The organism is Dysgonomonas sp. (genome assembly GCF_035323175.1).
GTDB lineage: Bacteria > Bacteroidota > Bacteroidia > Bacteroidales > Dysgonomonadaceae > Dysgonomonas.
Genome location: NZ_DAOKYH010000007.1, coordinates 174,337 through 195,184 on the forward strand (window position 1 = coordinate 174,337; position 20,848 = coordinate 195,184).

A 20,848-nucleotide genomic window follows, 5' to 3' on the forward strand; every position below is an offset into this window, starting at 1 on the left:
GCTAATACATCCTTTGTTTTGGAAATTGACACTAATTTAAAATGCGAAACTTTGCATCCATTGACTTTGAAACAACAAATTACAATCGTTTAGATGCTTGTCGTTTAGGTATTGTAATTGTAAATGAAATCATTGAAAAAAGACATTGCCTTATACGTCCACAACCTAATTTTTATTGTTCATGGGCCACAAGTATTCATGGGTTGTCTTATTATGATACATTAAAAGAACCTGAATCTCCTGAAATATGGGAGGATATTATAGCTAAGATAGAAGTTCCATTGGTTGCTCACAACAGTGACACGGGATGCCTAAAGGCCGTTCATGATTTGTATAGAATGCAATACCCTAGTTATATTTTTCTTTGCACATATCACACTGAGAAAAAAGAATATCCTAACTTAGTTAACCATCAGTTACATACAATAGCAAACACATATTGGATATGACTTAGGGAATCATCATCATGCCTTAGCTGATGCAGAAGCGTGTGTGGAGATTGCATTACAAAATATAGATTATAAAATTTAATCACAATTTCAATTTTATGAATAACAAAGGAGTAAAACTAGAACCTAAATTAGTAGGGGATATATCTGGAGATTTTTTTATTCCATCATACCAAAGAGGGTATAGGTGGGATAAGGAACAAGTCGAAAAGTTATTGGACGACATTCTTGAAAATGGAAGTAATAATTATTGTTTACAACCAATAGTTGTAAAAAACAAAAACAATGTATATGAGCTAATAGATGGACAGCAAAGGCTTACGACTCTTTTTATTATCCTAAATTTTATGAAGAACGAAAGATATAAACCGAGAATAAATGTAAAATTTTCACTAAATTACCAAACCCGTCCTAATAGTAAAGCATATCTTGAAAATATAGAAGAAAATTCAGCTGAAAAGAATATCGACTTTTATCATATACATGGAGCATATAAGGCTATAAAAGGATGGTTTCTACGGCAGAAGAACGATTCCGAAGCGGTTGATGACATATATCAGTATTTATGCAAGTTTGTTAAAGTGATTTGGTACGAAACAAATGAGGACGAAAATTCGACGGACCTATTTACACGGCTGAATATAGGGAAAATACCATTAACAAACGCAGAACTTGTAAGGGCTTTATTTTTGTCGAGAGATAATAATTCGGATATAACAGAAGAAAAGCAAATCGAGATTGCAACCAATTGGGATATAATGGAAAAAGAGTTATATAATGAGGAATTCTGGGGTTTTTTAACTAATAAAAAAGCATCGAAATACAACACACGTATAGAGTTGTTATTTGAAATGATAGCCGACAAACATGAACATGAAAAAGAGAAATATTATACATTTTATTTTTTTAGCGACAAGATAAGTATAGATAAGATTTCCATTTCTGACTTGTGGAGAAGTATACAAAACTATTATCTAAGATTGAAGGAATGGTTCGAAAATAGAGATATCTATCACAAAGTTGGCTATTTGGTAGCAACAGGATCTCACTTGCAGTCGCTAATTAAAAAAGCAGAGGGCAAGAAGAAAAGTATATTTCTATCCGAACTCGATGAAGAGATTAAGAAAAAAATATCGATTTCGGCCGAAGGTCTATGGGAATTGTCATATGAGAATGGTTCTCATAAAGGGAAAATAGAAAACATTTTGCTATTATTCAATGTCGAGGCTATCCGTCGATTAAAGAACTCATTGGAGAAGTATTCTTTTAATATGCATAAATCAAAACAATGGTCGTTAGAACACATCCATGCGCAAAATTCGCAGGGATTGAACAAGAAAGAAGACCAGCAAGAATGGCTAAGATTACACCTCAAATCGTTGCGAATTGTTGCACAGACTAGCGATTCATCCGAAATAGGAAAACTAATTGATAAAATAGAAACTAAATATCAGGATATAGATGGAGCTACCTTCGAACAGCTCTTTAAGGAAGTGACAAAAGTTCTTTCCGAACAGAATGAAAACAAAGACTATTTGCATTCACTTTCCAATATGGCATTACTGAGTTTTGAAAACAATGCAGCCCTTAACAATTCGACATTCGATGTGAAGAGAGATAAGATATTACAGATGGACAACGAAGGGGACTACATCCCGATATGCACCAAGCGGGTCTTTCTAAAATACTATACCGAATCGAAAGACTATCAGCTACATTTTTGGGGAGAGAACGATCGGTTAGCATATATGAATGCTATGGCCGGAGAAGATGGGATTTTGTCAAACTATTTAGGCTAATATTATGAGTGACATATACACAAGACCAATATCATTTAAACGGCTTTTCACTCAGGAGTTTTGTGGGCCAGACGAGCAGAAAGAGCGAATAGTAACCATAGAAATACCAATCATACAGCGAGATTATGCTCAAGGGCGCAAAACATCGGAAGTCAAAAAGATCCGGCAAACCTTTTTAGATGTTTTATTCGATGCCCTGGTCAATCGGAAAAGCATCAAGCTAGACTTTGTGTACGGAGATATTACAGAGGGTAAAATGACGCCTCTCGATGGACAACAAAGGTTGACAACATTATTCCTGTTACACTGGTATATTGCCCAACATGAAGATATAGGTGAAATAGACTTTCTGTCGAGATTCACATACCGCACTCGATTCAGTTCGAGAGACTTTTGTGCTCAACTTATTTCTTTCAAACCGGACTTCTCACAACAAAAGCTTTCGGAAAATATTATCGACCAACCTTGGTTTATGGGGAGCTGGATAAACGACCCCACTATCGCCTCTATGTTGGTGGTTATAGACGAGATACACAATAGGTTTAAAAACACTTCTAACCTGTGGAGTTGCTTAACAGATGATGCAAATCCATCCATCAGCTTCTACTTCTTACCTATAGGAAAAATGGGGTTAACCGATAGCCTGTATATAAAAATGAACTCGCGAGGGAAACCACTAACACCATTTGAGCATTTCAAAGCAAGTTTTGAGAACCAATTAAAGGCTGCGTCCATCGACTTATACAATGAGTTCATATTCAAGATCGACAATGATTGGACCGATATTCTCTGGAAATATCGTGGTGAAAATAATATCATCGATGATGAATTTATGAGATACTATAGGTATATAACAGAAATATTATGCTATAGGAACAACTATGAAATAGTAGAAGATGACTTTATTCTTTCCGAAATTGTATATGGAATAAACTGCCCGGAAGCAAAGGATAACCTAAGATTCTTGTTCAATACTTTAGATTGTTGGAAAGGATGTGATATAGATGATCTTTTTGAAAATCTTTTTTCGGGGGACAGATTTGAAAAGGGGAAGGTTAAACTATATACAAGCAATCGTAATTTATTTTTACAATGTTGTAACGATTATGGAATAAGAGATGGACATAGAAGACGCTTTACTTTAAATTCATCACTGCTACTATATGCAGTTTTGCAATTTCAAATGAATAGAGATACTATTACGCATGATGATATATTTGAACGTTTAAGAATCGTTCGAAATTTAGTGTTCAATTCTTCTGATGAAATTCGTGAGGAAAGGATGAATGCCTTACTTCAAGAAACATATGATATGATATTAAAAGGAGAGATTTCACTAGAATCTTTAGGCTATAGCCGAAATCAGAAAGAAGAAGAAATCTACAAAATGGAATGGAAGAAAACTAATCCTGCATTAACTGATAATATACACCATCTGGAAGATCATTTTCTTCTGCAAGGTACACTGAGAATTATGGATATTGACGATATTGATAATTTAGTAAGCAGAGAAAAAGTTTTTTTTAAGATATTTGACCATTCTATTCCATATATAACTATAAGCAAGGCGTTACTAACTATTGGTGACTATTCCCAACTACTCACTGGCTGGCGATTTTCTTTGGGGAATGCGAATGATTCAACTTGGAAAGATTTATTTTCGTTTAGTAATCAACGAAGATATTTTGAGAATACTAAGTCTTGCTTAAACCACCTTCTTGTCAGCATTAATCCTGACGCACCTGTTTTAGAACAGCTTGATAAATTGATAACTACTTATAAAGAAAAAATTATTTATGATTGGAAATACTACTTTGTTACATACGATTGTATGCGAAGTGGAAATAGTGGAATGTACCACTGGATAAACGATCCAGACAGAAAAAAGGATAGCCAATATGAAGTGGTTATGATGAATACATTTTCCTCCTTATCCGGTAGACATTGGGATCCATTTCTTTTGGAAGTATATTGGGACAGTAGACTCAATGAATACCTGTCTATAGGGGAATATGGAGATCCATTGTATATAAAAGAAACAGGAGAAAAAATATATTGTAAAAATGGAGCATGGGAAATCATTGACAATGATAATAAAACAACGCATGTGCTAATAAATCAAGAAAATGGCCTTGATGTTGAAGATAGAATTGGTATCTTGAAAAAATACTTATTTTCACGCTTCGGCCTATTTTGACTAATTTTGTATTATAGGTACGTTTGAGGTTTTTGATATTCTAACTTCATATATAAACAGATCTGGTGTATATATAGATATGCTCGTTCTTCATCTATCCGATACATACAATCAACAACGTCAGTTGAGCAATTTCCTGCTGCGGACATCATCATCCATTTAGGCGATGTGTCGATCGCGGGAACAGAAAAAGGAATTGTCGATTTTGTAGAGTGGTTTGGTTCATTAGACTATCAATACAAAATATTCATCATAGGTAATCACGATTATTGTTTGGAGGGAAATGATGTGGAAGCAATTTAGCATTTTTTGCCTGAGAACTGTTTCTATTTTTGCAATAGCGGTATAACTATTGAGAGGGTAAAGTTTTGGGGCACTCCGTTTTTCTTTTCGGATAATACATATAGCGAGTATTTCAAAATGATAGCGAAAATGCCTCAAATACATATATTTTAATATCAAATTACCCGCCTTTAGAAATATTAGATAATGCAAGTAATATCACATACGGATGTTTCGATTTACTTCGGAGAGCTTTAGTAGTAGTCTGGCCGCCCTACTACCTTTTCGGACATATTCACAACGCCTATGGCATACAAAATCAAAATATGCCACTTTCATTAATGCAGCAATGGTATTCAAACCTTACTGCAAATATATCCTGTTGATAAAATGGATACCTATCCGGTAAGTAAAGATTTCAGGAATAAAATTAGATTAAACAAACAAAACAATATTGAATTTTGATTGCGCTTTTATCCGTTTAATTTAGATGATGAAACACGATGCTCTATCAAAACCATGTTGTTCTAATTTGTTTACATATCCAAGCTGATTGGATAAAAGAACTGTTTTTCCAATTTCTAAACGTCCTACATTACGATGTGAATGTCCATAGACCCAATAATCAGGATTATAGAGTTTTATCAATTTTTCCATGTCTGAATAAAATGCACAATTCATCGGACTACCATTGAATTCTTCGGCCATACACTGAAGAGCAGGTACATGATGCGATACAATAACTGTTTTTCCTTTCTTCTCCTGCAATTCTTCCATTAAGAATTCAATACATTGGCAATGCAAATTATTGTATATATCTACCGTCAACAATTCTCCATTGTGTCGGATAAACTTAAAATCGGGATATGCATTTTTGACTATAGCCTCAGCTGATACCGGAATAAAAGACCAGAGAGGTGTCATTATAAATTCAACTCCGTTTATAACCTCACTTTTGTTATAATACCAATGAATGTTTTCTTTGATTTTTACTTTCATACCGTTTTTTAGACGATTTAAATCAAAATTGCCGTAGAACTCCTTATTACCCGGAACAACCAGAACCCTTTCATAACATTCGGATAGCCAATCCCAGAAAGAATAATTATTGTATGTATTATCTCCAATATACCCTATATCCCCTGCGAGTATCAGTATGTTTCCACAGGGAATCAAGGGGAAATCCTTCATGTAATCGGAATTTTCACCCAACTCAAGATGCAGGTCGGAAGCCAGCTGAATTTTCATTGTATCAAACCTAAAATTATATTCTTTCCACAAAATTACAAAAATAAAACCTTATAAAATGAGGTCTATGCTTATTATAACGAGAGTTCGATATAATCATAGGAGATAATCAGTTGGCTATCTCCTATAATACCTGCTCTATCTAATTGAAATTTTTTTGCAAGAAATTATATGCTGATAGTCCTGCAATCAGGAGAGTTATTACTTTACTGTCTTATAGCCGGTTTGGCTTGTTTTTATACTTCCTGCCGTTGTTTTCTTTTAAAAGATGATAGGAGAGAGTTTTGTTAAATTATAAGGAAAATCCATCACATAAATAGAAAATATCTGTAACTTCGGAAATACTTAGCATAATAGCGTTATTTTTGATCTAAGACTTTGGGCTTGAATTACTTAAAGTCAATCAGTGTTCGCCTATTATGCTAATATTTAAGTTGTTATATTATATCGGACTCAGTTTGTTTTAACAAACTGTATTTAAATAAAGGTTCCTGTAAATTTGATTGTTCGCAATCATACAACTTATAAACTAATGGTTGTACCACAATCTCTCATAGAATTATGTAATCGGATAAAGGGTTCAAAACTTTATCATAATACTTATATGGGTTGCCGTGTATATATTCCCTATATGCTGGATTATTCTCCGTTTAGAGTAAGGATAAAAGTCTACTTTGAGGTTGTAAACGACAGATTGAGGCTCAATGTAGATGTTTCTTCGAATGATTATACCCCTTCCTGGTGCAGGCTGGAAGCATCACGGATTAAACGGATTCTTGAAGAGCAGTTCCACGAAATCATATTCGATTGTGAATTGATATATAGGAACATTCCTCTGGCTACCCGCTTGCAAGATGAATGCATCGCTATTGTAGGAAACGTAGACCCTTATTATGGAAATGCCCTCCGTTTCCTAAGCAGTATGAAGGTATCCGTTTTGCTGTCAGGGAGATGGCGGGACAAATGGGTTCTATCTCTCTCCCTAGCCTATATACGTTACCGGAATAACCGGATCAACAAATTATACTTGTTCTTACCGAATGCGCAGATTCCCGATTTGAAAAAAGATATAGATAAACAGTGGCCGGGAATGAAGCTTCCGGTATTCCTCATCTCTGTTGAAAGTATGAGTTTTAACATACAGACTTATGAAAGGTTATTAAAGTCAGTAGATACCCGAACTATGCTCGTAATCGATGACTGCCATTTGTTCAAATCCCCTGACGCCATACGCTCCCGGCGTATGATGGATATAGCCGACCGATGCAATTATAAATTGATGATGACCGAATCATTGATTGTGAACAATATCCATGACATTTATATGCAGTACCGAATCCTGAATAAGGATATACTCGGATATTACCATTGGGAAGATTTTTCCCGGAATCATATTATTTACGGAGGGGTGGATGGAAAACAAATATTAGGATATAAAAACCTGTCTTATCTGGTTGGATTGACAGAACCTTATACATATTCAGTTGACGATAAAGGTAAACCTGAGATTGAGCCAACAGTCAAGACCTACATCTGTGAACTGACCCCTTCTCAGAAAGAATCTTACAGGAGAAAAAAGAATGAACTACTCTTACTCATTGAAAAATACGAAATACAGGTATATGATATTTTCAGGATTATGGGGGAAATGGAAAGGATTGCGTGCGGTTATATTTCCATAGACCATCAAAGGGATTATTATTACAATACCAATAAGTTACTATTGCTGAAAGAACATACATCCAAAGAGTGCCGGTATGTTATCTTTTGCAAGTATCTCTTTGAAGTGGACTTGTTAACAAGATTCTGGGGGCGGAAATCCTGCGCTGTTTTCTGTGGTAGGAACAGAAGCGACAGGAGAACCGAAAGAACACAATTTTTGCGGAATAATAAGAAATACCTTATTTCCACATTAGGAATACAGGAGACATGTCTGGAGGGAGTCGGGGCACAATGCGAAATTATTTTCTTCAGCCTCTCTTTCAGATACCGGGATTACAGGAGGGAACTCGCTTATATCAGGGAAAATAACAAGAACCGGGACACCCCGGTAAAACGCTTTATAACCAACAGCGGAATTGACAGGAAGATTGCAGAGACCCTGTCACGAAAAGAAAAACTGGCGAACCAGGTCAACCGGCTGTTTACAGACCGGCAGGAACTGAGAAAATTTGTAGAAAGCTTATAAATAACGATGATGTATGGTAATGACGAAATAAGGATAGAAAAGGTCTGGGGTACAGACAGCCATCTGTATGAACTGATAGCTCCTTTTGTGATGAATCCGGAAGTTATCCGCCTGAACGGAGGCTATCCTTTCAAAAACACAGAAGACCATCTTTGGTATATTTCCATCAAAGGGAAGAATATGGTTACCGGATTCATTTCCATTGTTAACGGCCACTTGTGCAATGACTTTACCTGGCAGGATAAGGACTTGTTACGGATATTGATAGAACGGGCCTTGATGGATGTAGAGAAAGGGACGCCCGTTACTTTCGTTGCCGACAATTCGGACCGGCCTCTCCTTGAAGAAATGGGCTTCTCTGTAGAAAAGGAATGGACAAAGTATTTTAAAATGGCAAAGATCATATGAACGGCTGCGCAAAGAATGTATATGAGGTCACCCTGGAGCGTACCGGATATATATTCTCGGAATTTGAGAATATATACCTTGCTTTTTCGGGAGGCAAAGACAGCGGGGTGATGCTCAATATAGTCCTCGACTATATGCGCCGGCACGGGATAAAGCGTAAAATAGGCGTATTGTATATAGATGTGGAGGCTTCCTATAAAAGAACCACCGATTTTATAGAACAGATGTATCTAAATAATCTTGACCTTATCGAGCCTTATTGGGTATGCCTTCCGATGACGACTACCAATGCGGTTTCCATGTACGAGCCGTTCTGGATTTTCTGGGACCCTGCGAAAAGAGATAAATGGGTGCGTCCGATGCCGGAATATGACTTCATAATCAATAAGGACAATCATCCTTTTGATTTTTACAGGGAAAACATGACTTTCGAAGAATTCACTCCTCTATTCGGCGATTGGTACAGTACACGACACGGAAATAATAAGACTGCTTGCCTGATAGGTATCCGAGCGGACGAAAGCCTGAACCGTTATCATGCCGTGTCCCGAAAGGATAAACTTTCCTATAAAGATAAAAGCTATTCAACCAGAATATCCGACAAGACCTATAATTTTTATCCCATCTGTGACTGGCGAACAGAGGACATCTGGACATACAACGGCAAGTACTGTAAACCCTATAATAGTATTTACGACCTGTTTTATATGGCGGGAGTGCCTTTATCCAGAATGCGGATATGCGAGCCTTACGGGGACGAGCAAAAAGCCGGATTAAACCTTTTCAAAGTATTGGAGCCCGAGACTTGGGTAAGAGTGGTAGACCGTGTCAGCGGAGCTAACTTCGGAAATATCTATTGTGGAACCAAAGCAACAGGAGCAAGGAGAATAAGCCTTCCCCAGGGACATACATGGAAAAGCTACTGTAAGTTCCTGCTGAAAACGCTTCCCGAAGAAACCCGCAGGATATATGCGACCAAATTCATAAAGTTTATCCGTTATTGGAACAGGATTGGCTCTCCCGTCAGCGAAGAAGATATTTTCGAACTGGATCCGGATATGATTGTCAATACCCGGCAGTATAGTAAACGGGGAAAGGGTGACAAATATGTCGTGCGTTTCAAAACCATTCCGGACGCATTGCCCGGTTTGGATAACAAAACGGATTTCCTTTCATGGAAGCGTATGTGCATGGCTATCCTTAAAAATGATATTACATGCAGGACTCTGTCTTTCTCAATGACAAAGAAGCAGATATTAAGGCAACAGGAATTAATCCGGAAATACGAAGAAATGTTATGAAAGAAGAAAAGGATGCCATCGGGCAGATAACAAGAAACCTATGCCGTTATATAGAGAGTATTAAAAACAGGGATGAAAAAATAGATATCCTGAATTATGTTCGTTCGATGTTACATGAAGTGAGTCCAATGAAACACCATCCGGTAGACTTTGTCGCATGGGAGAAGTCCGGAAATATAGAAGGCAACGACTATAACCCCAATAGTGTTGCCCCGCCGGAAATGGCTTTGCTGATTACATCCATTGAGGAGGACGGCTATACCATGCCTGTTGTCTGCAGTCCGGAAGAGGACAAAATCCGGATTGTGGACGGATTTCACCGTAGGCAGGCTGAACGGAAATCCCGAAAGATATCCCAAAGTACACAGGGCAGGCTTCCTGTCACTTATATACGTGAGTCGAAGCGGGAATTAAGCGAAAGGATGGCCTCAACCATACGTCATAACCGGGCCAGAGGCACCCATGACATAACCCTGATGTCCGAAATCGTAAAGGAATTGATCTCCATAGGAAAATCCAGCACATGGATATCAAAACATATCGGGATGGATATGGATGAAATCCTGCGATTAAAGCAATTGACCGGCATTGCCGAACTATTCAAAGACCGGGAGTTCTCGGTAAGGACAATAGACGGGAAAGCGGATAGAGAATAATACGTATCTTTGTATAGAAAAATAATACACTTCCTTAATGAAACATACAATATATTGCTTTTTATTTACAATCTGTTTTTTTTCGTGTAATAATACTGGTAAGGAAAATGCTGTCTTGAATGGTATTGATAATTTAATTGAGCAAGATCCAGACAGTGCCTTACAAATTCTTGATTCGTTACAAATCGATCCCGGTGATCAATGGAACTATCACCTTTTTATCTTATATCTTGTCAAGTGCAAAGATAAGATAGGTAAAGATATATCAAAAGACCGGGAGATAGTAGAAGGTTATAATTATTTTAAAGAAAACAACGAAGAATACTATGCCGGATTATCAGCCTATTATTCTGGCCGTGTGTTACAAAAAAATAAAGAATACGATAAAGCTATAAGCTATTATAACATAGCGAGAAACTATGCATCAAAGAATAATGACAATGATTTCAATGCTATAATTTTATATTCAGAAGGAGAAGTAATGCTCAACCAATTACTCATTGACGATGCAAAAATAAAATTCATTACAGCAAATGAATTGTTCCGGCAAACGGGGAACTATAAATATGGAATAAAAATTTTCGAAGGTATTGCGTCAACATACTTATATAATTCGGAATACGACTCATCTCTTGTTTATTTTAATAAAGCACTAAAAATAGCAGATACTTATGATGATAATTCGGAGCGTGCCGGTATTACCAAGGATAAAGCTATTGTGTATTATGGTAAAAATGATATGAAAACAGCTTTGATGCTAGTAAATGAAGCTAAGACAATAGATAGTAGTATCATCGTTACCGGTAAAGCTGATGTAACTTTGTCCAGTATATATTTGGGAAAGAATCAACTTGATTCTGCCCGTTACTGTGCAAAGAATGCCCTTTCATTAGTTAATGAGAATGATCCTGAAAATGCCAATACATTAATAGGAATTTATTTATTATTATCTGAGATTGAAGAACGTGCGGGTAATTACAATCGCTCGTTAGACTTCCATAAATCTTACAGTGATTATTTATTGGCTGAATTTTCGGAAGACAATGCAAATACAATCATAAATATTGAGCGGAAATATAAGTATGAACTTGCCCAAAATGAAATTAACCGACTTTTATTGAAGCATCTGGAGAAACAGAGGGTAATATATCTTTTATTGCTGATTATTTCTATTATTACAATTATTTATTACAGGCAGGTTCTAAAAAAAAATAAGCAATTAACAGGAGCTAATTTTGAAATCCTGGAGCTTACTGATTCTATAAAAGAATTAGAACTCACTAGAGCAGATTCAAACAATACGAAAGAGTCAATTGCCGATTATTGTGCTCACAGTTTTAGTATTTTGAAGAAAGTAGCCGGATTACAATATGCAGTCTTAGGTAATAAGAACATTACAGCATTGGTTAAGGAATTCAATAGAGTCGCATATGGCCAAGATCAAATTCATTGGGATACGCTTTATAGAATCATAAATACACAATACGACGGTTTCTTTGACAGGCTAAAAGATACGTATCCGGAATTAAATGAATCCGAGTTTAGGATATGTTGTCTGGTTTGTTCTAAAATGAGTAGTAAAGAAATTGCACCTGTTATGCAATTGAGTGTGAATACTATTAATGTGAAAGAAACAAATATTCGCAAAAAACTTGGAATTAAAAGACGTGGAGGTATTTCAGATTTTCTCTTTGATAGTGTTAAGTAATAATATTATTTAAATCTTTTCTTCCAGAATATTTTAGTCTTTTCAAGGATAAAATAATTGCCGTCAATTATATATTAATAACTCAAAATTCTCATTATAAGTTTATTAGTGTTTATGAGTTTTATATTAACACATTATCTCACCTAACTCTTGATTAACATACTTTATCTTTGAATATCAAATCAAAGTGAAAGATGTTTTATCTTACCCTATTATCAAACAAATAATAAATTATGTATATGAAAAAAAACTTTATTATTATTCTATGTATTTTATTGTGTGTTCCTTATTCTACTTACGCTATTGATAGTTTAGTAGACGAAACTTCTCAGAACTCTCAGAAACGGTCTGGTCATAATAAGCAAAACATATTGTTAAGAGCAATGTTAAGAATGGAAGTCCGGACGAAAGTATACCAAGAGCCTGGTTCTCTCCTTGTAGTTTTTGATAAATTTGAAAATCCTAAACAAATAACAATAACAGATCGCAATAATATTATTTGTTATGACAAAACTGTTGACAATATCGCAGGAGAAGAATGGTTGTTGGATATTAACTTCCTGACTTCCGGAGAATATAAACTTATAATTGATATTCAATCAATTGGTAAATGTGTCGGAAATTTTACTATAGAATAAAATTCTGTAAATCTAGCTGAGCTAGCAAGGTAGGTAATGACGTTAAGTGTAATAACCTGAACAGAGAAGCCGATTGAAAATAATCGGCTTTCCTTATTTTATATTTTCACTCATCTTATCGGGATCTAACGGGCAATCAAAGACTCTGAAGATTGAAACAGAATTCCCCGTATAGGTAAATTATTTTATAGTTTTGGATAACTAAATATCTGTATTGACACTTCCTTCCGCTAAGATTCGTTTCGATAGTTCCCGATTCCGGAAATTTAGAAAGCTGTTTCATTGTATCATCCAGAATTCTGCTGACCAGCCTCTGTCCGCTTGTTATTCCAATATTATAGGTATGATACTAGTAGATGTTTCCCAACTCAGACAAAGCATATTCCTCCCAAATTACCTTTGTCCGTCTCACAATCCCAGTCTGGCTTTTACTTGGTCTGTCGTATAGAACTTACCTTCTAGGATATCCCTTTTGGTCTGCTCCACTCCGGCTATTAATTCTTCTTTCGATAAGCGTTTTCTCTGTGGAGGAAGAGAATTAATAGATTCACCAATAATGTTTTCTATTGGAGAAAGTTTATTTTCATCTTTCACTTCCCTCTATCCTGTATATTAATTGTTGACGCCATGATACTTTACCCAATTAGTTATGTGCAAACTTACATAAAAGCATGATTTATAGGTAAGTCGAATAGAAAACAACAGTTTTATAGAGGAAATATAACAAATAATTCAATAAGTAATTGTTTGTCCATTCAAATTAAAAACTTTGATTTGTTTAAACGAATTGTGCTCCGGACTTTTGAATATTCGAATAGATTTTACAAACTATACCTTTCATGTATAAAGAGATGGAATAAGATATCAGAAGCTCTCTACATTAGGCTTCAACCAAGATTTTTCCCAGCGTATGATCCTTTTTCTTCGGGTAAGTTCGTCCGTATTCTTTTTGTTCATGCAAGATACCCTATCCAGATTTTACAGGAAATCTCCACCCTTTGGGTTGTATTTCCTGTAAAAATCTTGCATGAACAGAATCCGGTCAGGTTATACCCTCGAAAAAAAATCATACGCTTATGAATTATAAAAAATTATTAGAAAAGATCACCCATAAAGATTTTAACGGAGGGAGTTTTCCTTATTGCAGCTGCCAGGTCAATGTAACAATGGGAAGTGACAGCATGAATATACACATTACAAAGGGAAAACATCTGATCACTGATTTTGATTTCACTTTCGAAATTCCGCGTGATCTCGTATTCCACAATATGTGTCAACGAACATCAAATTGCATTACCCGGAACCTGAGGATTATCTACAATTGCAAAATGTCGGTATATTACGAATCCTGATAAAAAGAATCAGTATGGCTACTGTAGGAAAAGAATATACAAAGACGATCGATATCATAAAGCGATATATAGATTATAGGTATCTCCATACCGATGGTTCTACCTTCCGGTGTATAAAGCCATCGTTAGAAGATTGTCGCTCAGCCAGAGATCTTTGGATAAAAGAATGTTATCTGTTAGGTGACAGACTGATAGTCTTTGACAATAAATCCCTTGAACGCTTTTTGGTGTTCAATCCGAATTTAAAAGGCTGTGTCGTACTAGTAGGAATTAAAGCAACATCAATCCGGATCGTTGGGCGTAGATACTTCTTTCAGATGTTCAGCCTTGCGGGAGCAGGTCGACAGCCGGAGCTATTGGGAGAAGAAGGAGCATATGTGTTAATGCTGAAAGCTTATCACTATCATTTCAGAAATAAAAAGAATAACAATCAAATACAGAGCAACTATGAATAATAATTCAATAACTATTGCCTTTTCAGGGCATCGGATGAACAGGGTAACAACTGATAAAAAAGAATTGTCAACTCTTATCGCTGCAGCAATTATCCATTTTTATGTCAAGGGGTATCGTATCTTTCTGAGTGGGATGGCCGAGGGATTTGATATGATTGCAGCGGAAGAGGTTCTGAAAATAAAAGAACAGTATCCTGATATCGAACTTCATTGTATTATCCCTTTTGGGGGACAATCCGACAAGATGAGCATGGAAGGCAGATTGCATTACAACGCCATCCTGTCGGCGGCAGATTCTGAGATATGCCTGAGTAAAAAATATTATGACGGCTGCTTTCTAAGACGGAATGATTACCTGATCGATAACTCTACCCAATTAATCGTTTATTATGATAATGCTCCCAAAGGAGGGACATATTATACCGTGAAAAATGCACTCCGTAAAAGCATCGAGGTTTTTAACCTGTTTGAACAGAAAATGGAATACCATCATTTTTATCAGGATGAATTGCTAACAGGCTGGGGGAGATCCTCATTCAATGTCAAAGCCCTTTCCTATGAGCAAGCCGTAGAAGTCATCCGTTTACTTCATTTCCGGGATGTAACAGAGCTTGAAGATGATCATCCTTTCATCTCTTTTGAAAGTTATGAATACCTGACAGAAACCTATACCCAGGTAAGTCTAAAAGAGAATGGGGGACAGGCAACAATCGAATTTATCAAAGATGACTCATTGAAGACGACCTTATTCTCCAATGCTGACAATAAGCTGGCAGAAGCAAGACACGATACTCTTAAAGAATTAGCCGGCAGCCTGGCAGAAAAAAAGATGACGGATGTATTCAAAATGCTTCCTGCAGAATTCAAGGTTAAAAACAACCCTGGAAAATATGCAGAAGTTTACCGGGAAAGATACAATGAATACTTTGAAAGCTATATGGAACAACTATCTAAGCTCTGATAATGAACAGGTATAAAAAATAAGTAAATATGGGTAAACATACACTTACTCCCGGATTTGTGAATATCCCGATCCGGGACCTGCTTATATGGGTAAAAGTCTTTAAAAGTGATGGTATCATCTTGGCAGAGGAAATACAGAAAGAATTGACTCTTATAGATGATTTATTGACCCTTCAGAAAAGCCAATCTTTATTAAACCGGAAAAGAAAACTTAAAGATCAATTGGAAGACCGTATAGGAGCTGAATTAGGTTTAAGTCCTTCTTATCAGATAACTTGTAAAAAAAAGCTCTAAAACTAGGCGGAAATGAAAGAGACCAATTATTCAAAACATATTTAGGAAGGTTGGACAGTGCAGGCTTTTGTTGATGAACTTCAACCTGTATTCGACCTAATTATGCTCGGGTTAAGCTGGCAACCGAAATTAACATCCAAAGCAGAAGTAAAAAAATGGTGTGTAAATAACTGGGCATACTACAAGAAATACACTCCGGAAGTTGTAGACCATTTCTGCCAACAGTACAATATCCCTAATTAATACAACAGATGATCTTATAACAACCAAAACAGAGATAGCTTATCTTGAGTTTTCACTGTTTTATCAAATAGTAATAAATCCCTCAAAAAAGAGAACAATGAAAATTGAATTAAAAAACATCAAACATTTTTATGCCCTGACAGATGAAACGAATGCTTTCTCAGCCAAACTTTATGTAGATGGAGTATTAACGGCAGAGTGCTCAGATACAGGTAAAGGCGGATGTATAGACATCAATGTTGTAAAAGGTCGGGAAAGACTTTTGGGAAAAGCTAAAGAATATACCAAAAGTCTACCTTCTCTAAAAACAGAATTTGATTTTGATCTGGAGATGGATCTTGAACTTTTTATCGGACAATTGGTAGACGCAGATATTGCAGAAAAAGAGTTTAAGAAATCCGTAAAGAAGCTTGAGGTGAATAATATTGTATTCGGGAAAAGTAAAAAAGAAATACAATATACCTGGTTCACCGCAAAAGGCAACCATAAGGTAGCTATTTCCTTAATGTTATCTCATTCGGATACCAGAAAGATGTTAGCCGAACGTATAAAACTACTGAAAGAGGAAGGAAATCAAATTTTCAACACCAATATATCGGACGAAATACTTCCTGTGCAGGATAACAAAGCTGATAAGGATCAGAAATAATAAATAGAAATAAAATCGGAAGGATATGGATATGACAAATGAATTCTGGGATTTTATCGAAGAAAATCTCCCCGGTTATTATTACCGTGATGATGTGCTAAGGCATTCAAACCTGCAGTTACTGGTTGATGGAGAAGAGTCCTGCATTACAGACCTAAGTCTCGAAGAAGCAAAGGCAGAATTGGATGCACTATCTTTAAAGTTATATAAAGAGGCTATTGATGCTTTTACTAAAAAGGATGTCCTGTAAATAATAAAGCAAATAGAAGTTCATATACTCAATATGTGGACTCTATTTGCTTTTTCTATAATAAGGCAAAAATTCTATCTTATATTTTGAATGATTTAGATGCTTTAAAAGCCGGGATATTGTGAGCCGGAATAATTATAGTCGTATTTTTTGAAATATTCCGGGCCGTTTTTTGCGCCCGTTGCTTAACAATAAAACTACCAAACCCTCTTAAATATACATTCTCATTTTTTGCTAAAGAGTCTTTTACTACATCCATAAAAGATTCAACTGTTTTTAATATGGTGGTCTTATCTATACCCGTATTTTTTGCAATCTCATTTACAACATCTGCTTTTGTCATAATCATATAATTTAAAATGAAATGCAAAAATAGCAGAATTTCACTAATCAATACTTATTCATTCATAAGATTTTTTACACATAAATAAGAAAACCAAGTCTGTCATTTTATTTCATCAGGCAAAGTTATGGCTGGTTCCGGGCGGATGTGCAAGGTCACGCCCTTTCGGGTTTTTGAAGAAATCTCCACCCTACGGGTGTATTTCATTCAAAAAACCTTGCATCCTGAACCATCCATGCTGTTTGCCGCTGAAATTTTAAATGACAGCCTTATGAATAATATAAGCGGGAATAAGTATTATAAGTTGGTGATGATACTCATAAAGATATCATTACTGGGGTTTATAATCTATGCGGTGGTTCAGTTTTTTCATACCATATCCCAAAGCACATTCTACATTATAATTGGAATTATTCTAACCTGGAGAATCTGGAAGTTCTCTATCAAACTAATATGGCTACTTATACAGATCGGGATCTTTTGCTATGTCATCTATTTACTAATCTATTAATATAACCTGAAATGAAAGAAGATTTAATGTTTTGCAGCATGGGTAACGGAATAACTATTGCCGACCGTAATCAGGAAAAATATAGTGATTATAAAACGGTAGCTCATATCGGTTATAACCGGGATATTACTTATTATGATAAGAAGATGTCAAAGGAAGCGATAGACTGTATCGAACGCTTTACCAAATACAACAATTCATCTGCATCGCAAACACAACCCTATCCGGTATTGAAGCCTGTGGAATTCTCAAAGATGGATGTACAGGAATTAAAGAGAATGTTCAATAGGGTACTTGGTTTCCATTTTAAGGAAGTGAATATCGAAGTTGCAAATTTTACAGATGCAAATTATATCACAGTCATAGCAGATAAAGCAATCTGTGAGTTTCTTACCCGATATTATAGGTATATGAAAACCGAAATAAAAGAAGGCGTACACCACTGGATTTTCACGATGTACGATAAGGCCAATACAAAATACTAATCTTAAAAATATAAAGAAGATGAAAACATCCGAATTATTAAAAGCTATAGACAAAGCTTTCGAAAAGAGACTGGACGAGAAAACAGGCTGGGGCCGTAATGAGATCAAGGCTGCATACCGTTTGGTCGTAACAGAAGTATTAATGGCAGTAGCCGATACAACAACTGAAAAATGACTAGGCAGCAAGCAAGACCAACACGAGTCGTAAACATCCGTAGAGAAGACTACGATGTATATATCGGTCGGGCAGGGAAGGGGCAGGACGGATATTTCGGTAATCCCATCAAGCTTCAACCGGGTGAAGGTAGAGGTGCAACTCTTGAAAGATATAAAGAATACTTTCATAACAGGCTGCGAACCGATCCGCAATTCAAGAAGCGTATCGAAGCACTTAAAGGAAAAACTTTAGGCTGCTTCTGTAAGCCGAATCCCTGTCACGGTGATATTATCAAAGAATATCTGGATTCAATTTAATAACAGAAAAGACAATGGAAACAAAAAAATACAGCAGAGGCCGTACAACATTTGATGTGCAAGAAATAGCTACCAGTGAATTACAAGAATTTCTAAGCAAGAATGAAAACTATTTTCCCGTACACATAGACTGGAAAAATCAGCTGGCACTGGTATCAGACCAACGGGAAAAAATAGAAAAAGAGAAGAATAAGTTCGGGTTTAAATGCCGGAGCTGTTCAAAAGGAGAGAAAATTACCTGGGTATACCTGCTCGAATGTGATTACGATAAGTATGAAGCAGGAGCTGCGTTGGTGCAGGATTGTTTTCCTTATCTGAATAATGAACAACGGGAGATAGTAAAAACAGGTATGTGTCCTGATTGCCAGCGTAAATTCTTCCCGTCAAACTATGAAGAAGAGGATAACAGTTAATACAAAGTATAAATAAAACTACGAAAAGTCCGGGCTGATCCAGTCCGGGCTTTTTGCATTAATAAACATACCATTATGGAATATACACCAATAACAGCGATCAGCCCTGAAATATCGGCAGCTATCCGACAGGCATTCACTGATAATATGGATAAGGAATACTCCCTGATCTATACCGATTACCGGGAAAATTATGATAATAGCGGAGAGCTTATCCAGAAATGTCTAGATGCAAAAAGTGATGAATCTCTGTACGATAACCACTGGGAATCTGATGCCCGACGCGAGGGCAGCGAATATGTACTGGAGAATTTACAAAATAAAACCCTGGTCACTGATAAATACCAGTTCCTGCATCCCTATATCGAAGACTGGCTGGAAGATAACAAAAATGAAATTCTTGAAATCATAGAAGACCGGGATACTAGCGAACCTTATAAAGAAATGCTGGGACGGAGTAAAATACGCGGCAGGGCGACCCTGTTTTCCAATTACGATTGCTTCCCCCATAACTACGATATGAACAATACCTACTATTACGATGAGTATTTTAAGGATATGATCGATGTATTGTGTCTGAATCCGGCAAAAGTAAAGCAGGTATTCAATCAGAAAGGCATTAATACCACAGGCAAATGGCCAAATAAACCAAAACGTAACGGCAACGAAGCCGTCCGTTATGAAGACTGGGCAGACGAGATGTTAAACCAATGCTGTTACTGCCTGCTCACTTTTATGGGGCTTATGCCTTTGACAGGCCTCTATCAAAACAATTTCGGGGAGTACAAGACGATCATTATCCCCAAAGGTAATAACTGCGGCATGTTCAACAGTTGGAATGGCGGAGGCTCCCTGATGGAAATGGAATTGCTTCGTGACCTGTATATCCCGGTTGAATTTATCCGGAAAACAGAATATGACCGCTGTGAAATCTGTGTCGACGAACCAAGGTGTGGCAACGGTTACTGTATCAATGAAGTGTATGGACTCATGTCTTCGGCATGGGGAAAAGAAATCAAACTTATTTACAAATAATTAAAATCCAAATAATATGGCAAGCATAACAATCGCATTGGTCAAAAAGATAAACAGCAGTTGTTCAAACGGCTTTCAGTTCGATATTCAGGATTATCGCCAATTAGGAGATAAGAACCTGTCTAAAACAATTACCATAGACGAAAATAAACTGATAAAAGCTACCCTGTATTATCAGAATGAGATTATCGAACACCGGGAAGCCGGACAGAAAATACCGGTATTGAATGTGAGTATCTGGACCAAATCAGGTAGTTCCACCATGTGGAGTTCCGGCCTGGGCAAGTTCCATCATTACAGGGATAAGAAAAGCCCCCGCCGTAATATAGCCGTTTTGCAGGAAATCACCAAAGAAATCACCGATGACTTAATTAAAAGCATGGCTGTCGATAACCGGGATGACAGCATATTCAATGCGCTGAATGGTTCGTCCGGAACTACAGATCAATAAGTAAATTAATAATAAGAAGAAGACAGGCAGTATCGGAAAAAGGCGTTGCCTGTCTC

Annotated in this window: 25 protein-coding genes and 1 pseudogene; 23 read left to right on the forward strand and 3 right to left on the reverse strand. The window is 36.4% G+C overall.

Annotated features, from left to right (window positions below):
• The first annotated feature begins 41 nt into the window (after window positions 1-41).
• The 4 genes from PKC55_RS10625 (at window position 42) to PKC55_RS18215 (ending at window position 4,748) form a co-directional block, all read left to right on the forward strand.
• On the forward strand, window positions 42-449 hold the full coding sequence (locus PKC55_RS10625; RefSeq protein WP_324372965.1) for a 3'-5' exonuclease family protein: 408 nt from the start codon (window positions 42-44) through the stop codon (window positions 447-449).
• A gap of 98 nt (window positions 450-547) precedes the next feature.
• Window positions 548-2,248: a DUF262 domain-containing protein gene (locus PKC55_RS10630; RefSeq protein WP_291124542.1), complete on the forward strand. Its 1,701-nt coding sequence runs from the start codon at window positions 548-550 to the stop codon at window positions 2,246-2,248.
• Between the two features lie 4 nt (window positions 2,249-2,252).
• Window positions 2,253-4,445 (forward strand): DUF262 domain-containing protein, encoded by a 2,193-nt coding sequence (locus tag PKC55_RS10635; RefSeq protein WP_291124540.1) that lies wholly within the window; start codon window positions 2,253-2,255, stop codon window positions 4,443-4,445.
• Window positions 4,446-4,613: 168 nt separating this feature from the next.
• On the forward strand, window positions 4,614-4,748 hold the full coding sequence (locus PKC55_RS18215; RefSeq protein ID WP_414647279.1) for a metallophosphoesterase family protein: 135 nt from the start codon (window positions 4,614-4,616) through the stop codon (window positions 4,746-4,748).
• A gap of 465 nt (window positions 4,749-5,213) precedes the next feature.
• On the opposite strand, the gene PKC55_RS10640 is transcribed toward PKC55_RS18215, so the two are convergent.
• Window positions 5,214-5,975, reverse strand: coding sequence for a metallophosphoesterase (locus tag PKC55_RS10640; protein WP_291124538.1), 762 nt, complete (start codon window positions 5,973-5,975; stop codon window positions 5,214-5,216).
• A 604-nt stretch (window positions 5,976-6,579) separates the two neighbouring features.
• Between PKC55_RS10640 and PKC55_RS10645 the strand changes: the two genes are divergently transcribed.
• From PKC55_RS10645 to PKC55_RS10670, 6 genes are all read left to right on the forward strand, one after another.
• Window positions 6,580-8,163, forward strand: a complete 1,584-nt coding sequence (locus PKC55_RS10645) for a DEAD/DEAH box helicase family protein (protein ID WP_291124536.1) — start codon at window positions 6,580-6,582, stop codon at window positions 8,161-8,163.
• A 6-nt stretch (window positions 8,164-8,169) separates the two neighbouring features.
• A complete protein-coding gene (locus PKC55_RS10650) occupies window positions 8,170-8,571 on the forward strand; it encodes a phospholipase D-like domain-containing protein (RefSeq protein WP_291124534.1) in 402 nt (133 codons plus the stop codon).
• Complete coding sequence (locus PKC55_RS10655) at window positions 8,568-9,872, forward strand: DUF3440 domain-containing protein (RefSeq protein WP_291124532.1); 1,305 nt, start codon at window positions 8,568-8,570, stop codon at window positions 9,870-9,872. The genes PKC55_RS10650 and PKC55_RS10655 overlap by 4 nt, the downstream gene beginning before the upstream one ends.
• Before the next feature lie 128 nt (window positions 9,873-10,000).
• Window positions 10,001-10,528 (forward strand): ParB N-terminal domain-containing protein, encoded by a 528-nt coding sequence (locus tag PKC55_RS10660; protein WP_291124885.1) that lies wholly within the window; start codon window positions 10,001-10,003, stop codon window positions 10,526-10,528.
• Between the two features lie 37 nt (window positions 10,529-10,565).
• On the forward strand, window positions 10,566-12,236 hold the full coding sequence (locus PKC55_RS10665; protein ID WP_291124530.1) for a tetratricopeptide repeat protein: 1,671 nt from the start codon (window positions 10,566-10,568) through the stop codon (window positions 12,234-12,236).
• A 239-nt stretch (window positions 12,237-12,475) separates the two neighbouring features.
• A complete protein-coding gene (locus PKC55_RS10670) occupies window positions 12,476-12,874 on the forward strand; it encodes a DUF3244 domain-containing protein (RefSeq protein ID WP_291124528.1) in 399 nt (132 codons plus the stop codon).
• A gap of 408 nt (window positions 12,875-13,282) precedes the next feature.
• Here the strand turns inward: PKC55_RS10670 and PKC55_RS10675 are convergent, their stop codons facing one another.
• Window positions 13,283-13,468 (reverse strand): hypothetical protein, encoded by a 186-nt coding sequence (locus PKC55_RS10675; protein WP_291124526.1) that lies wholly within the window; start codon window positions 13,466-13,468, stop codon window positions 13,283-13,285.
• Between the two features lie 482 nt (window positions 13,469-13,950).
• Here PKC55_RS10675 and PKC55_RS10680 point away from each other — a divergent pair, with 482 nt between their 5' ends.
• The 7 genes from PKC55_RS10680 (at window position 13,951) to PKC55_RS10710 (ending at window position 17,080) form a co-directional block, all read left to right on the forward strand.
• On the forward strand, window positions 13,951-14,226 hold the full coding sequence (locus PKC55_RS10680) for a hypothetical protein (RefSeq protein WP_324372971.1): 276 nt from the start codon (window positions 13,951-13,953) through the stop codon (window positions 14,224-14,226).
• Between the two features lie 14 nt (window positions 14,227-14,240).
• The gene (locus PKC55_RS10685) at window positions 14,241-14,681 is read left to right on the forward strand and encodes a DUF3873 family protein (RefSeq protein ID WP_291124524.1); all 441 of its coding nucleotides are present in this window, start codon (window positions 14,241-14,243) and stop codon (window positions 14,679-14,681) included.
• Window positions 14,674-15,642 (forward strand): SLOG family protein, encoded by a 969-nt coding sequence (locus tag PKC55_RS10690; RefSeq protein ID WP_291124522.1) that lies wholly within the window; start codon window positions 14,674-14,676, stop codon window positions 15,640-15,642. The genes PKC55_RS10685 and PKC55_RS10690 overlap by 8 nt, the downstream gene beginning before the upstream one ends.
• A 29-nt stretch (window positions 15,643-15,671) precedes the next feature.
• Window positions 15,672-15,938: a hypothetical protein gene (locus PKC55_RS10695; protein ID WP_291124520.1), complete on the forward strand. Its 267-nt coding sequence runs from the start codon at window positions 15,672-15,674 to the stop codon at window positions 15,936-15,938.
• A gap of 57 nt (window positions 15,939-15,995) precedes the next feature.
• On the forward strand, window positions 15,996-16,181 hold the full coding sequence (locus tag PKC55_RS10700; RefSeq protein ID WP_291124518.1) for a hypothetical protein: 186 nt from the start codon (window positions 15,996-15,998) through the stop codon (window positions 16,179-16,181).
• Window positions 16,182-16,278: 97 nt separating this feature from the next.
• Complete coding sequence (locus PKC55_RS10705) at window positions 16,279-16,830, forward strand: hypothetical protein (RefSeq protein ID WP_291124516.1); 552 nt, start codon at window positions 16,279-16,281, stop codon at window positions 16,828-16,830.
• 25 nt (window positions 16,831-16,855) lie between these two features.
• Window positions 16,856-17,080: a hypothetical protein gene (locus tag PKC55_RS10710; protein WP_291124514.1), complete on the forward strand. Its 225-nt coding sequence runs from the start codon at window positions 16,856-16,858 to the stop codon at window positions 17,078-17,080.
• Between the two features lie 79 nt (window positions 17,081-17,159).
• On the opposite strand, the gene PKC55_RS10715 is transcribed toward PKC55_RS10710, so the two are convergent.
• A complete protein-coding gene (locus PKC55_RS10715) occupies window positions 17,160-17,423 on the reverse strand; it encodes an HU family DNA-binding protein (protein ID WP_291124512.1) in 264 nt (87 codons plus the stop codon).
• Window positions 17,424-17,945: 522 nt separating this feature from the next.
• Here PKC55_RS10715 and PKC55_RS10720 point away from each other — a divergent pair.
• From PKC55_RS10720 to PKC55_RS10745, 6 genes and pseudogenes are all read left to right on the forward strand, one after another.
• Window positions 17,946-18,419, forward strand: coding sequence for a hypothetical protein (locus tag PKC55_RS10720; protein WP_291124510.1), 474 nt, complete (start codon window positions 17,946-17,948; stop codon window positions 18,417-18,419).
• A 19-nt stretch (window positions 18,420-18,438) separates the two neighbouring features.
• Window positions 18,439-18,594 (forward strand): hypothetical protein, encoded by a 156-nt coding sequence (locus PKC55_RS10725; RefSeq protein WP_291124508.1) that lies wholly within the window; start codon window positions 18,439-18,441, stop codon window positions 18,592-18,594.
• Window positions 18,591-18,884, forward strand: a pseudogene (locus PKC55_RS10730) (DUF4326 domain-containing protein); the annotation flags it as partial. The gene PKC55_RS10725 and the pseudogene PKC55_RS10730, both read left to right, overlap by 4 nt.
• A 23-nt stretch (window positions 18,885-18,907) precedes the next feature.
• Complete coding sequence (locus PKC55_RS10735) at window positions 18,908-19,306, forward strand: hypothetical protein (RefSeq protein WP_291124506.1); 399 nt, start codon at window positions 18,908-18,910, stop codon at window positions 19,304-19,306.
• Window positions 19,307-19,381: 75 nt separating this feature from the next.
• The gene (locus tag PKC55_RS10740; protein WP_291124504.1) at window positions 19,382-20,341 is read left to right on the forward strand and encodes a hypothetical protein; all 960 of its coding nucleotides are present in this window, start codon (window positions 19,382-19,384) and stop codon (window positions 20,339-20,341) included.
• A 16-nt stretch (window positions 20,342-20,357) separates the two neighbouring features.
• Window positions 20,358-20,792, forward strand: a complete 435-nt coding sequence (locus PKC55_RS10745; protein WP_291124503.1) for a hypothetical protein — start codon at window positions 20,358-20,360, stop codon at window positions 20,790-20,792.
• The last annotated feature ends 56 nt before the right edge of the window (window positions 20,793-20,848 follow it).